Source organism: Tenacibaculum jejuense (assembly GCF_900198195.1).
In the GTDB taxonomy this organism is placed as follows: domain Bacteria; phylum Bacteroidota; class Bacteroidia; order Flavobacteriales; family Flavobacteriaceae; genus Polaribacter; species Polaribacter jejuensis.
In genome coordinates, this window is sequence record NZ_LT899436.1 from 3,144,099 (window position 1) to 3,158,291 (window position 14,193).

Here is a 14,193-nt window from a genome sequence, read left to right on the forward strand (position 1 = left end):
ATAAAGATTATAACTAATGAAAAAGACTTATACGACTTAAACTGAAATCAACTCATTAGCGCTCCAGTAAGATAACACTTTTATTAGTTTATTTTGATAATCTTCATATTTAAGAGGTTTAACCATGTAGCCCGCAATTCCTATTCTATAACATTCTAACATATCTTTTTGATTTGTAGATGTTGTTAATATAATAGTAGGTAAATATTTTAATACTTCGTCATCCTTAAGAATTTTAAGGAATTCGATACCATTTATTTTAGGCATGTTCAAATCTAGAAGTATAATATTTGGTAAATTGTCTTTATCTTCTAAAATTTTCAAAGCTTCTTCTCCATTATTTGCTTCAATAACTCGATGCTTTGAATCTAGCTTAGATAAAATCCGATTGAATTTCATTACTTCTATTTGGTCATCTTCAATTAACAATATTGTTAATTTTCTTTGCATTTTTTTATATTTTAGGTAGCTTAATCTGCAATTTAAGATAATAGTGCTTGCAATATATTTTCTTTAGTTTAAACCGTTATATTTAACGATAAAATGTAGAAAAGTATAGACGAATAGTTTTTACCGTTAACATATGTTTACAGAACAACACATGAAAAAACCATTACTAATTATTTCTAAAATCTGTTTGATATTTATTCTATTGATTGCTTTTAATTGCAAATCAAAAGAAAAGAATAAAATTACAGAAAAACTTGAGTATACTAACGCTTTAATTAACGAATCTAGCCCGTATTTATTGCAACATGCTCATAATCCTGTTAACTGGTTTCCTTGGGATAAGCAGTATTTAGATCAAGCAAAAGAGGAAAATAAATTAGTGTTACTTTCTATTGGATATGCATCATGTCATTGGTGTCATGTTATGGAAAAAGAAACTTTTGAAGACAAAGAAGTGGCTGATTTTATGAACAAAAATTTTATTAATATTAAAATTGATAGAGAAGAACATCCAAACGTTGATAAAACCTATTTAAAAGCTGTTCAAATAATGACAGGAAATGGTGGCTGGCCATTAAACTGTGTGATCTTACCTGATGGAAAACCTATTTGGGGTGGAACTTATTTCAATAAAGAAAATTGGTTAACATCTTTAAAAGAGATACAACGTCTTTACCAAGAAAATCCTGGGCGAGCAAAAGGTTTTGCAAATAAATTAACAGAAGACTTAAAATCGCTACAAGAATTTGATAACACTAATTTAAATCAGGAGTTCTCAAGAGATAAACTCGATAACTTTATAGCTGAATGGAAAACTAAATTAGACTCTATTAACGGTGGTTTAATTGGTAAAAGTCAATTCCCTAGAGCTAGTAATTATCAGTTTTTATTGAGATATGCTTATCAAAAAGAAGATAAAAAACTAGAAAATTTTGTTTATAAAACACTAGATAAAATTGCTAATGGTGGATTGAATGATCATTTAGCTGGTGGTTTCGCAAGGTATACTGTAGATAACAAATGGCATATTCCTCATTTTGAGAAAATGCTATATGATAATGCACAATTAATCTCTCTTTTTTCTTACGCTTATCAACTCACTAAAAACAAACAATATAAAGCTGTTGTGTATAGAACTTTTGATTTCATAGATAAAGAACTTTATAACGATGGGTTATATTTTTCTTCTTTAAATGCTGATAGTATGAATGAAAATGGAGAATTAGAAGAAGGCGCATATTACACCTGGAAAAAGGAAGAATTACAGCAATTAATCACAAGTGATTTTGATCTTTTTAAATCTTATTTTGGAATTGATAGTATTGAAACTGTTGAAGGAAAACATGCCTTAGTTAAAATTTATAATGACGAAGTTTTCAGTAAAAAACATCAACTTTCTTTAGATGATGTAAAGCTTAAAATTAATTCTTGGACCTCTACTTTATTAAATGCTAGAAATAAAAGAATTAAACCTACTACAGATCAAAAGATTTTAACGTCATGGAATGCTTTACTATTACAATCATTTGTTGATGCTTATAAAGTTTTTGGTGACGATAAATTTAAAACTAAAGCTTTAGAATGTGCAGAAACTATTAAAAGAAAGGCAATTTCTAATACCGGGGAAATTACAAGAAGTATTACAACTTCTAATAAAGATATTAAAGGGTATTTAGAAGATTATGCTTTATTAGCTCAGAGTTTTATTTCTCTTTATGAAATCTATTTAGATGAAAAGTGGCTTCAGGAAGCTAAAAAAATTACAGAGATTTCTTTTACCAACTTTTTTAATACAGAAATTGGATTCTTTAACTACACAGCTAAAAATAGCGACCAATTGATCTCTGATAATTTTGAAATTGAAGATTTAGTAATTCCCTCTTCAAACTCTGTAATCTGTAAAAATCTTTTTAAACTCGGTCATTATTTCAGCAATGATAATTACTTAGATTTGAGTGAAAAAATGTTGCAGAAAATGTTACCTAAAATAGAAAAACATCCACACGTCTACTCTAATTGGATAGATACGTATTTAAACCTTAGCTACCCTTTCTATGAAACTGCTATTTCTGGCAAAAATGCCATAGAAAAGCTTAAAAAGCTGAACCAAAATTACATTCCGAACCATTTGATAATTGGAAGTACTGAAAATAGTGACTTACCTTTGTTAAAAGGTAAATATAACAATGACAAAACACTAATTTATATATGCATGAACAAGACATGCAAATTACCTACAGAAAACATTAACACAGCTGTTTCTATGTTAAAAAAGAACTGATTAATCGTTTTGAAGAAATATTGAGTAATCATACATATTCATAATACCTGAAGTATATGGCGCATTACTTTCTTCACTTGTTTCATCTATACTTTCAATAAATTGATTTAAACTTTTTAATTGAATTTTTCCTTCTTTAATATTTGGAAAATAATACAGCTTCGTTTGAGTGTCTTCTTTCTGAATAATAAGATTACTCTGCTCTGATTTTGAATAGTAATTCACTCCTATTTCCGATTCTTCTTGAAGTTGAAAGATCCCTGTTCTTGAAATTTCTTTTTCTATTCCACAACCTTCTTCAATAAAACTAAAAGGTATTGTTTTCGGAAATGAAATAGGAGCAGCATAAGGAATTTTAAACTTTATTATTGTTCTGTAACAATCTGGAGCTCCACAGTCAAAACCGTGTAAATCGAACACTAAATTAAATCCTAAAGTATTTTCATGTCTATGAACTAAATTTCTTAAATATAGTTCAGCTAGTAGACTATTTTTAAGGTTTTCGTCTGGTTTAGACGCTAACAATTTTTGACGAAGCTCTTTTCGTTCTTTTTCTAAACGTTGTTCCTCCTCTAGAAGTTTTTCTTTAAGTTGATTTACCTCTTCTTTTTCTTTAGTAACTTTTTGTACCACTTTATGTTCTTGCTTCTTTTCACCACAAGAAAATAAGATATAAATTACTAGAACTAAAGCTACTCTCATAATTTTTCTTTCGATAAAACTACATCATCTATCCAAACTTTTCTATTACCTCCTCCTTTTTGATAATCTATCCAACCTAACGTAACTTTTTCAAAGACTGGGAAAGTCCATTCTCCATTATTTCCATTTTCTAAACAACCTTTATCAAAAGATTGATGCTCTTTTAAATCGTGAACTAACTCTTCATTAATCCACAATCGCATATTGTTAGTTTTTCTATTTACATACCAATTCACAACAAACCACTCATTTTCTGGGATTTTCACTTTTGTATGATCCCAGCAATCTGACTTTATCGGATTTGTATCGTAATTCGCCATGAAACGTTTGTGATGTTGTCCACCGTAACGAACCTCAGCATGAAAACCTTGAGCTGTTTTTCCACTAGTTTGAACCATTGTCCAATGAATTCCATTTGGTGAAGCTTCTTCAACAAACATTTTTAAACTTCCATAATATTCATCTAGTTTCATCAATTTCTCACTTGAAAAAGATAAAAATGCACGATTATCATATCCTTCCCCTGAAATAAACTTTAAAGATTTATTTCCTGAAACATATTTTAAGGAATCTATTTCTATTGTCCCGTTACCTGAAGTTTCCCAAGGAAAAAAAGTAGTTTGACCAACGGTGTAGGTTTCAAAATTATCTTCAATAATAATCTGATCTCTAAACTCTTTACAAGAACTCAAACATAATAAAACTAAAATTACACTAAGTCTTTTCATAATTTTACATAAATGAAGTACACATTCTAACAATATGATATGGTGATTTCCACATGGCAACTTTGGGAACAACTATTGGTTTTCTGTCTACAGATAACTTTTCGTACCACTCCCCATGTTTATCATCAATAAAATATTCTCTAGCAAAATTAAATAACTTGTCTCTATATTCTAAATATTTTTTTTCTTTCGTAAACTCGTATAATTTTTGAAATGCAATAATAGTTTCGGTTTGCATCCACCATTGAAACTCTTTGGTAAAATCTTTACTTTTTACATTCTGAAACATATACAAACCCCCAACTTTATCAATTAATTTCATTGAAAATTGACAATAATTTTCAAGTTTAAAAATTAACTTTTCTTGGAGTTTATGATTATCATCTAGTAACTTCGAAAAATCTAACAACATAGAAGGAACTTCAGCATTATGTCCAATTGAAATATTTTCGGTTTTTGATTTCCAGTTTTTATCAAAATCCAATTCGCAAAACTCATTTTGATGTAGAAATTTACTAATTAAAATTTCAAATAAATTCTGAATTCGATCTTTAAGTTGATCTGTTTTATAAAATTGATAAAGATTAGTATATGCCTCTAAAAGATGTAAATGTGTACCTAAACTTTTACTTTCAAAATCAATAAGATTTAATTCACGAGTAAGCTCGTTGTAATAAAAATTAAACTCTTTGTTATAAAAATTGTCTTCGATATGTAGAAATAACTCAATACACTTATTTTTGACTTTTTCTTCTTTTGAAACTAGATAATATTCAGATACCCCGAGTAAAGTATAGGCTTGAGCTATAGCTTTTTTTTCAGCATCTATAACATTGCCTTGATCATCTAATTCCCAAAAAACTCCATTATATTTTTCATCAAAAAAATGCTGTTCTACATATGCATAACTTCTTTGTAAAACATCTGAAAAATCATTACTTTTTGTATGATTTGCAACTTTTGCAAAAGACCACAATAAACGAGCATTTAAAATGATTCCTTTATTACTATTAGCTACAGGATTTCCATAAAAATCAAGTTCTCCATAAAAACCTCCATGATTAAAATCAGCAGTTTTTTCAGACCAAAAATTCATGACTTCTGAAAGCACAGCAATCATTTCTTCTTTTAAAGAATCCATTATTTATGTAAAATTATTCGTTAGCTTCTGCTCTTTGAATTTTTAACTCTTCTTCGATTTCTTTCATTCTTTTTTGAGTTAACGGATAAGCTAATAATGCCACAACACCTAACAACACAAATACAGCCGGAACAATACTCATGTTCAGTTTAATTCCCTGTAACATTTCTACTGTTTTAACAGTTGCTTGTCCGTCGTAATTGTATAAATTCAGAACTGCTAAAGTGATAGCTCCTGCTACACCTCCACCGAATTTCATTGCAAAAGTTCCTGCTGAAAAAATTAATCCCGTGGCTCTTCTTCCGTTTTTTAATTCAGAATAATCAGCTGCGTCACCTAGCATTGCAAAGAATAAAATAGGCATTAAACCTGCTCCGAATTCTGAGATAATTCCTAAAGTAAAAATGGAACCAATTTGATTTGCTTCTAACCAATACATTGCAGCGACAGAAGCTGCTGAAAATAAAATACTATAAATGAATAATTTTACTTTTCCAAAAAACTTAGTTAAAGCTGGAGCAAAAAATGTAGAAATCATAGAAATAACTAACAATGATAATAAATACAAACCTGCTAATCCGTTTTTACCACCCCAACTCGTTAAACTTCCGAAGAAATTATTTTCATCATTCACATAATGTGTAAAATAGAACATTATTGAACTTTGCTTAATAATGTTATATGTAACAAATACAAAACCAATAAATAATAAAATTAACCACGGTTTGTTACTTGCTAAATCTTTATAATCTTTTGATAAATCACCCGTTTCAACAGATTTTACACGCTCTCTTGTGGTATAAAAAGTGATAAAAGAAAAAGAAACTAAAACAAATGCCAACACATACATAGTGTATTGGTAACCAGCATTTTTATCTCCATTTCCTAAAAAGTCAACTAAAGTAATTACACCGATAGTAGCAATTACACCTCCTAAATAGGCTCCAAAGAAGCGAAAAGAAGACAATACTGTTCTTTCTTTCTGGCTAGTCGTCATTACTCCCATCAAAGCAGAATATGGAACATTATTCGCCGTATATGCGAGAATATAAAATATAGAAGTTGCATACGCCCAGAAAATTTTCCCTCCCAAACTTAAATCGGGAGTTGTAAAACGTAATACTAAAGCTACACCTAACGGTAAAGCTGTCCAAAGTAACCATGGCCTAAATTTCCCCCATTTTGTTCGGGTTCTATCAGCAATATTTCCCATGATTAAATCTGTTGCTCCGTCTCCTAAGCGAACTACCAATAATAATGTTGCTACAGCTGCCGTTCCTAATCCGAAAACATCGGTATAAAAAATTGGTAAAAAAGGTCCCATTGTCCTCCACGCAATATTAGCTGCTGTATCTCCTAAGGCATAGCCTATTTTTTCTTTTAATGATAGTTTACTTAATTCTGACATATACTTTATTTGTATTTGGTTGTTTCTCTATGTATTAAACTGGTATCAATAACTAAAGTTTTGTTTTCTGATACGTCTTTTTTTTCTATTCTGTCTATTAATAATTGTAAGGCTCTTTTTCCTATTTCCTCGGTATGCTGGCTTATTGTGGTTAATTTTGGATTGGTAAAAACCACTACATTCTTTCCTGAAAAACCTATGATAGAAAGTTTCGAAGGCATTGAAATGTTGAATTTCCTAGCAATGTTTAACGCAACCACACCTAACACATTATCGATTGCTATAATCGCATCAATATCTTTATGTGTTGACATAATTTTTTCAATGCTATCATCGACATTAGCATCGTTGGTAACTTCAAAAATTATTGGTGAGTTTTTATATGAATTAGATTCTTCAATTGCTTTTTTATAACCGTCTACTCTTAACTTTCCAACATTTAATCCTGTTAAAGAATCTAAGAGTATAATCTTTTTTCTTCCTTCAGAAATTAAATAATTAGTTGCTTCATAAACAGCTTTTAAATCGTCTATAATCACTTTATCACAATCGATAGATTTTATAAAACGATCGAACATTACCACAGGTAATCGATTGTATAACATTAGTTCTTCTAAATGTTCTACTTCACCTGAAGTTTGCGTTTCTTCTGCCACAGAAATTAAAAATCCATCTACACTTCCATCAGTTAAAAGCTCGATACTCTTTTTCTCTTTATCAATAGATTCATTTGAAATACAGGTAATAATACTGTAATCGTGCTTCGAAGCTTCTTGCTCTATACTATGCAGTGATCTTGCAAAAAATGGATTTAAAATATTTGGTAAAACAACACCAATCGTTCTTGTTTTACTTTTCTTTAGACTTAGCGCAGCCTTATTTGGCTTGTAATTATACTTTTTTGCTAATTCTTTAACTTTAGCAATAGTATCTTCACTTATTTCGTAACTATTGTTTAATGCTTTAGAAACAGTAGATATCGATACATTTAATTCTTTGGCTAAATCTTTTAGTGTAATCATGGCTTAAACGAGTAATGATAAAATGGTTATTATAGTAAAACTTGTTAAAGCTAATATAGTTGTCATTACCGTCCAACTTTTAAACGTTTGTTTTTCTGTTAAACCTAAATATTTTCCAACGAGCCAAAATCCGCTATCGTTAACATGAGACATTATTGATGCTCCAGAAGCTACTGCAATTACTAATAATGCTTTACTAGGTTCACTTAAATCTGCTCGAATTAACAAAGGAGCGGTAACTCCTGCTGCTGTAATCATTGCAACAGTTGCTGAACCTTGAAGAATACGAACTAAAACTGCGATAAAAAATCCGAAGAATAAAACTCCGATTCCGATGGTTGAGAAATAATTTGCTAACATTTCTCCTGTTCCTGTATTCACTAACATTTGCTTAAAAACACCACCAGCTCCTGTTAATAAAATAATTAATCCGGCCGGAGCCATTGAGTTCGTTGCAATTTTCAGTAATTCATCTTTTGACAATCCTCTTTTAATTCCCAATACATACCAAGCGATTAAATTCGCTATGATTAATGCGATAAACGGATTACCAATCATTCCGATCCAATCTTTCACATTTTGAGAAACCAAATCTTCACCTATTAACGGACTATTTAGTAATGTATTTGCTACGATTAAAACTATTGGAATTCCAATAATCATAATAATTAATCGTACCGCTGGATAATTTTGAATTTCAGTTGTATCGGAAGATAATTTTGGTGCTTCAATATGAATTTTATTCGCAATATAATTTGCAAATATTGGTCCGCATACCACAGCTGTTGGAACTCCAACAATAAAACCGAAGAGAATTACCCAACCTAAATCAGCTTTTAAAATATCAGAAACTGCAACTGGACCTGGTGTTGGTGGAATAAATGAATGTGTAATTGCTAAACCAGCTAATAACGGAATTGCATACAACAACAATGACTTTTTTGTTCTTCTCTGTAATGAATATACCAATGGAATTAAAATGATAAACGCTACATCAAAAAATACTGGTATAGCAACTAAGAATCCAGTTAACATTAATGCCCAAGATGCTCTTTTATCTCCAAATTTGGATAACAAATAATTCGCTAAGGCTTCTGCTCCACCAGATTGTTCTAAAATAGAACCAAAAATTGCTCCCAATCCAACAACTAAAGCTACAAAACCTAATGTTCCTCCCATACCTTGTTGCATGGTTGTAATAATTTCTTTTGGAGGCATTCCTGAAAAAACTCCAACGAAAACACTGGCTATAAGTAACGATATAAATGCCTGAATTTTAAAACGTAAAATTAAAATCAGTAAAATGGCTACTCCACCTAAAACTGCAAGAACTAAATTAAAATCTAACATATCTAGCTCCAATTATGATGAAACGTTTCTTCTCCTTCAACATCGATTCTTTGATATCTATGCGCTCCAAAGAAATCTCGTTGTGCTTGAATGACATTTGCAGAAGATTTTTCTGTTGTCATAGCTACCCAAAAATTATACGACTCGTATAAACAAGGAACATGAATTCTATTTAATAACGTATAATTTAAAACAGAAGCAATACTCGATTCGTTTTTGAACAATTCTAAGATTGTTTTTTCATCATCGAAAAGTGTAGTTACTTCTTTTAAAATCTTACTGTATTCTTTTATTTTTTCGGATTTAATGATACATCCACTAGACCAAACTCTACAGATTTCAGCTAAGTCTAAATTCCAATTGTGTTCTTTAGAAGCTTCTTGTAATAACTGAAAACCTTGATGTAAATTTATAGTTCTTGCAAAATCATATGCTTCTTCTAATTGTTTCAGACCCACTGGTTCTTTTGGAGTTAGATCTTGTTTATAAGCTGATAATCGTTTACGCTCACCTTTAAAAGAAGACGTATAACGCGCATGGACTGCTGCTGTTTTTACTGTTGTTGGAATTCCTAATTGTAATGATGCAATGCTAGACCATGACCCTGTTCCTTTGTTTCCTGCTCTATCTAAAATGGTGTCTAAAACATAGGTTTCATTCTCTTGTTCTTCTAGAATTTTTGTTGTGATTTCCAATAAGTAACTCGAATGTTTGCCTGAATTCCATTGTTTTAAAAGTGAAGCAATCTCTTCATAACTCATAGTTTTAGACAAAATCGCATACACCTCAGCCAAAAGTTGCATGTCTCCATACTCTATTCCATTGTGAACCATTTTCACAAAATGACCCGCTCCGTCTGGACCAATATAATTGCAACACGCTTGTCCGTTTTCATCTTTAGCAGCTATTGCTTCTAAAAATTTAGTAACTTTATCGTAACTCGATTTATTTCCTCCAGGCATTAAAGACGGACCTTTTAAAGCTCCTTCTTCTCCTCCAGAAACACCTAAACCTATAAATTCTATATTTTTTTTCTGAAGATTATCACTTCTCTTTTTTGTATTTTCATAATGAGAATTTCCACCATCAATTAAAATATCACCTTCATCTAAAAAAGGCACAATACTATCAATAACAGCATCTGTAACTTTTCCAGCTTTAATCATCATTAAAATCTTACGAGGCCTTTCTATAGAATCCACAAAATCTTTTAACACTGTAAATCCTAAAACTTTATCATAAGAGTTGGCATCTACAAAAGCTTCAACTATTCCTTCTTCTCCTTGAGTTTCTCTATTATATACTGATAATGAAAAACCATTATTTAAGATATTTTTTGCTAGGCTTTTCCCCATTACACCTAAACCTAGTACACCAAAAGATGATTTATCCATAACCTTTGTTATTGTTTTTATAATTTCTGAAGGATCTTTATCTATATCGATATGAGTTCCGTAAGAAGGAACTTCCAAACAGTCAAATTGAGATTTTAGCATTGCTGAACCCATAAAATGCCCAGATCTTTCCTCCATTCTATTCTTTATCAATTCATATGTTCCGTTTAAAATACACCAATGAATATTGGCTATATTTTTAGCAAGAATTTGTCGATACGATTCTTTTAATGCAGAACAACCTAAAATTATCCCTTGATTTCCTTCAGCTTTTATTAATTCTTGATTTAAAATTTCGAGCCATGGTTTCCTATCCTCATCATTTAAAGGAATTCCATTGCTCATTTTTTCAACATTTGACTTCGGATGAAAATCATCTGCATCTATAAAAGGAATAGCGATTTCTTCAGAAAGCAATTTTCCAATAGTAGATTTTCCGCTACCACTTACTCCCATTAAGATGATAATTTTACTACTCATAAACAAAACTACCTTTTAATCCTTCTGCAGCGTTTTTTCCGATCCAAACATTAAAATTTCCCTTTTCTACTCCGTAAATAAGTTCGCTGTTGTAATATTTTAAATCTTTCACACCAATTGAAAAACTTACTTTTTGTTCTTCTCCTTGCTTTAAACTTACCCTCTTAAATCCTTTTAATTCTTTCACAGGTCTTGTAATGCTTCCAACAACATCTTGCACATAAAACTGTACTAATTCTTCCCCATCTCTTTTACCAATATTCTTCACAGTAACCTCAACAGTTATTTCATTTGCATCAGTTAATTTATTCGTTGATAATTTTAAATTACTGTACTCAAAAGAAGTGTAACTTAAACCATAACCAAAAGGAAAATGAGGCGTGTAACCCGCATCTAAATAATGAGAAGTATTACCTAATGAACTTTGCCAAGCTCCTACAGGAATATCGTTCATTTGCACAAACTCTTCAGGAATTGCTGGTCTTCCTGTGTTTTTATGATTATAATACAATGGCAATTGACCTGCTACCTTTGGCCATGTAACTGGTAAACGCCCTTGTGGCTCTTTTACACCAAACAGCATGTCGTGAATAGCAGGTCCTCCCATAGTTCCTGGATGCCAAGCCATTAAAACAGCATCGACATTGTTAATTATATTTGTTAATGTAATTGGTCTACCTGCCATGATAACCAACACAATTGGTTTTCCTGTTTTTGCTAATTCTTTAATTAATTTTTCTTGCGCTCCCGGTAAATCTATATTCGCTCTACTATGCGCTTCACCAGAAAGGATTGCTTCTTCTCCACCAATAAAAACGATAACATCTGATTTTTTTCCTGCGGCGATTGCCTTTTGAAAATCTTTTTCAGACAGATCTCTACTGTACGATAATCCTTCTACGAAGTTGTGATTTACATTTGCTTTTTTAAAACTTGCGACTGGAGTTATCGTATGTGTTTTATCTCCATCGAAAGTCCAAGTTCCTAACTGTTCTCTCGGTTTATCAGCTAATGGTCCGATTACGGCAATTTTGGTTTCTTTACTGAAAGGCAAAATATTTCCTTCATTCTTTAATAAAACAGAACTTTCAATTGCTGATTTTTTTGCCAATTCTAAATGTGATTCAGCATATAAATTTCCAGTATGATTTTTATCTCTATTCGGATTGTCAAATAATCCCATTCTAAATTTTACTCGTAAAATCTCAGCTACTAAACTGTTGATTTGAGTTTCATTTAGTTTTCCTTCTTTTAATAAATCTTTTACATGATTTTCATACGATTTACTGGTCATTTCCATATTTAATCCAGCAGTGATTCCTATTTCAGCAGCATGTTTTTCATTTTTGGCAAATCCATGAGGAATCATTTCAGTTACGGAATTCCAATCACTTACTACAAAACCGTCAAACTTCAATTGCTTTCTTAAAATATCTTGCAATAACTTTTTATCACCAGAAGCTGGAATTCCGTTAGTTTCATTAAACGAAGTCATTACCGTTTGACTTCCTGCTTCAAAAGCTGCTTTAAAAGGAGGTAAATACACATTTTGCATTAACTCTTTATTAATGATTGCTGTGTTGTAATCTCGACCACCAATAGCTGCTCCGTAACCAATAAAATGCTTTGCACAAGTAATCATGCTTGTAGAACTTTTTAAATCTTCTCCTTGAAAACCTTTTATATATGCAGTTGATAATTTTGATGCTAAAAACGGATCTTCACCAGGCGATTCTGCAATTCTTCCCCAACGACTATCTCTAGCAATATCTAACATTGGAGCGAATGTCCATCGAATACCTGAAGATGAAGCTTCTACTGCAGCTACTCTTGAAGAAGCTTCTACAGTTTCTGGATTCCAAGACGCTGCCAATCCTAAAGGAATTGGAAAAATTGTTTTAAAACCATGAATGACATCTCTAGCAAAAATTAATGGAATTTTATTCGGACTTTCCTCTGTTGCAATTTTTTGTAATTCATCTACATAATCTGTATTCATTACATTTAAAAAAGCTCCTACTTTACCATCTCTCACTGCTTGTTTTAATTCTTCTGGTAATGAACCTTTTACCCTACTTGATGTTCCTCTTAAATTTAATTGTCCTATTTTTTCTTCAATGGTCATTTTAGCCAATAAAGCTTGAACTTTCTCTTCAACAGGATTATTACTTGTATTTTTTGTTTCTTCATTTTTACATGAAACCAACACTAATGCAAGTGTAAATATGATTAATTTGGTTATTTTCATTTAAGTAGTTGTTTATTTTAATTCAGCAATTTGAATACTTGGTTTCTTAAAAAAGTTGCTTTTAACTCCTTTTTCTTTTAGTTTAATTTTGAATACCGAACCTGCTAAAGGAAATTGTTTTTTCTCTTCATCTGTCATATCTACAGAAGCTGTAGTTATGTATAATTCGTCAAAATTATCACCACCAAAAGCACATGATGTTACATTGTGTGCTGGTACTTGAATTTTCTTCTCTAAATTTCCTGTTTTTGGATTGTATTTTGCCACAGCATTTCCATTCCACATACCAACCCATAACATATCTTGATCGTCGATAGCCATCCCATCAGGAAAACCATCTTTTGGATCGACAGTTACCACAACTCTTTCATTAGAAATTTCACTTGTTTTTTTATCATAATCGAAAGCACGAATTGTTCCTTTAGGTGTGTCGATGTAGTACATAGTAGATTTATCTTTTGACCAAACAATTCCATTAGAAATTGTAATTCCATCTAGCATTTTATCACTCTCTCCTTTTTCATTAATTTTATACAAGTTCGCATTTGGTTTATTTTGTGCTAAATGCATTGAACCTACCCAAAGATTTCCATTCGGATCACATTTTCCATCGTTAAAACGATTCTCTGTAATATCTGATTCAACATCAGACAATAACATTAATTCTTCTGTTAATGTATCAACTATATAAACACCATCTTCTAAAGCTACTATGGCTTTATTTTCTTCTTCACTAGGCACAACAGTACCAATTCTACAAGGCAATGTTATTGTTTTATTCTTCTTCGTTCCTGGATGATATACATGAAGTTTTTTTCCCTCAATATCTATCCAATATAATTCCTTAGAAACATGATTCCATATTGCTCCTTCTCCTAAATCTGCATTAATTTGATATTCTAAAACTGCAACCTCGGCAGTTTTTTTATCTTCTTGTTTACAAGCTACCACACAAAAAGCTAAAAGTCCAATTATAATATTTCTCATCA

At 31.1% G+C, this 14,193-nt stretch carries 11 protein-coding genes; 1 reads left to right on the top strand and 10 read right to left on the bottom strand.

The annotated features are described in order from the left end of the window. Window positions 1-36: 36 nt before the first annotated feature. On the bottom strand, window positions 37-450 hold the full coding sequence (locus AQ1685_RS13855; RefSeq protein ID WP_095073102.1) for a response regulator: 414 nt from the start codon (window positions 448-450) through the stop codon (window positions 37-39). 151 nt (window positions 451-601) lie between these two features. Between AQ1685_RS13855 and AQ1685_RS13860 the strand changes: the two genes are divergently transcribed. Further along, the gene (locus AQ1685_RS13860; RefSeq protein WP_157730229.1) at window positions 602-2,731 is read left to right on the top strand and encodes a thioredoxin domain-containing protein; all 2,130 of its coding nucleotides are present in this window, start codon (window positions 602-604) and stop codon (window positions 2,729-2,731) included. Here the strand turns inward: AQ1685_RS13860 and AQ1685_RS13865 are convergent, their stop codons facing one another. From AQ1685_RS13865 to AQ1685_RS13905, 9 genes are read right to left on the bottom strand one after another with little or no spacing between them, the layout of a single operon-like run. Further along, a complete protein-coding gene (locus AQ1685_RS13865; protein WP_095073105.1) occupies window positions 2,732-3,433 on the bottom strand; it encodes a hypothetical protein in 702 nt (233 codons plus the stop codon). After that, window positions 3,430-4,161, bottom strand: a complete 732-nt coding sequence (locus AQ1685_RS13870; RefSeq protein ID WP_157730230.1) for a hypothetical protein — start codon at window positions 4,159-4,161, stop codon at window positions 3,430-3,432. The genes AQ1685_RS13865 and AQ1685_RS13870 overlap by 4 nt, the downstream gene beginning before the upstream one ends. 4 nt (window positions 4,162-4,165) lie before the next feature. Continuing rightward, window positions 4,166-5,302: an AGE family epimerase/isomerase gene (locus tag AQ1685_RS13875; protein WP_095073109.1), complete on the bottom strand. Its 1,137-nt coding sequence runs from the start codon at window positions 5,300-5,302 to the stop codon at window positions 4,166-4,168. A gap of 13 nt (window positions 5,303-5,315) precedes the next feature. Continuing rightward, window positions 5,316-6,710 carry an MFS transporter gene (locus tag AQ1685_RS13880; RefSeq protein WP_095073111.1) on the bottom strand — a complete coding sequence of 465 codons (1,395 nt, stop codon included), beginning with the start codon at window positions 6,708-6,710 and terminating at the stop codon, window positions 5,316-5,318. Between the two features lie 5 nt (window positions 6,711-6,715). Next, window positions 6,716-7,732 (bottom strand): LacI family DNA-binding transcriptional regulator, encoded by a 1,017-nt coding sequence (locus tag AQ1685_RS13885; RefSeq protein WP_095073113.1) that lies wholly within the window; start codon window positions 7,730-7,732, stop codon window positions 6,716-6,718. Between the two features lie 3 nt (window positions 7,733-7,735). Then, a complete protein-coding gene (locus AQ1685_RS13890; RefSeq protein WP_095073115.1) occupies window positions 7,736-9,082 on the bottom strand; it encodes a GntP family permease in 1,347 nt (448 codons plus the stop codon). A 2-nt stretch (window positions 9,083-9,084) separates the two neighbouring features. Further along, a complete protein-coding gene (gndA, locus tag AQ1685_RS13895) occupies window positions 9,085-10,956 on the bottom strand; it encodes an NADP-dependent phosphogluconate dehydrogenase (RefSeq protein ID WP_095073117.1) in 1,872 nt (623 codons plus the stop codon). Further along, window positions 10,949-13,204 carry a glycoside hydrolase family 3 N-terminal domain-containing protein gene (locus tag AQ1685_RS13900; protein ID WP_095073119.1) on the bottom strand — a complete coding sequence of 752 codons (2,256 nt, stop codon included), beginning with the start codon at window positions 13,202-13,204 and terminating at the stop codon, window positions 10,949-10,951. Before AQ1685_RS13900 ends, gndA begins: the two co-directional genes overlap by 8 nt. A gap of 12 nt (window positions 13,205-13,216) precedes the next feature. After that, window positions 13,217-14,191, bottom strand: a complete 975-nt coding sequence (locus tag AQ1685_RS13905) for an SMP-30/gluconolactonase/LRE family protein (protein WP_157730231.1) — start codon at window positions 14,189-14,191, stop codon at window positions 13,217-13,219. Window positions 14,192-14,193 lie beyond the last annotated feature (2 nt).

Coding starts and splice junctions, on each gene's coding strand:
- AQ1685_RS13855 (WP_095073102.1), bottom strand. CDS start 450: ATGCAAAGAAAATTAACAATATTGTTAATTGAAGATGACCAAATAGAA.
- AQ1685_RS13860 (WP_157730229.1), top strand. CDS start 602: ATGAAAAAACCATTACTAATTATTTCTAAAATCTGTTTGATATTTATT.
- AQ1685_RS13865 (WP_095073105.1), bottom strand. CDS start 3,433: ATGAGAGTAGCTTTAGTTCTAGTAATTTATATCTTATTTTCTTGTGGT.
- AQ1685_RS13870 (WP_157730230.1), bottom strand. CDS start 4,161: ATGAAAAGACTTAGTGTAATTTTAGTTTTATTATGTTTGAGTTCTTGT.
- AQ1685_RS13875 (WP_095073109.1), bottom strand. CDS start 5,302: ATGGATTCTTTAAAAGAAGAAATGATTGCTGTGCTTTCAGAAGTCATG.
- AQ1685_RS13880 (WP_095073111.1), bottom strand. CDS start 6,710: ATGTCAGAATTAAGTAAACTATCATTAAAAGAAAAAATAGGCTATGCC.
- AQ1685_RS13885 (WP_095073113.1), bottom strand. CDS start 7,732: ATGATTACACTAAAAGATTTAGCCAAAGAATTAAATGTATCGATATCT.
- AQ1685_RS13890 (WP_095073115.1), bottom strand. CDS start 9,082: ATGTTAGATTTTAATTTAGTTCTTGCAGTTTTAGGTGGAGTAGCCATT.
- gndA (WP_095073117.1), bottom strand. CDS start 10,956: ATGAGTAGTAAAATTATCATCTTAATGGGAGTAAGTGGTAGCGGAAAA.
- AQ1685_RS13900 (WP_095073119.1), bottom strand. CDS start 13,204: ATGAAAATAACCAAATTAATCATATTTACACTTGCATTAGTGTTGGTT.
- AQ1685_RS13905 (WP_157730231.1), bottom strand. CDS start 14,191: ATGAGAAATATTATAATTGGACTTTTAGCTTTTTGTGTGGTAGCTTGT.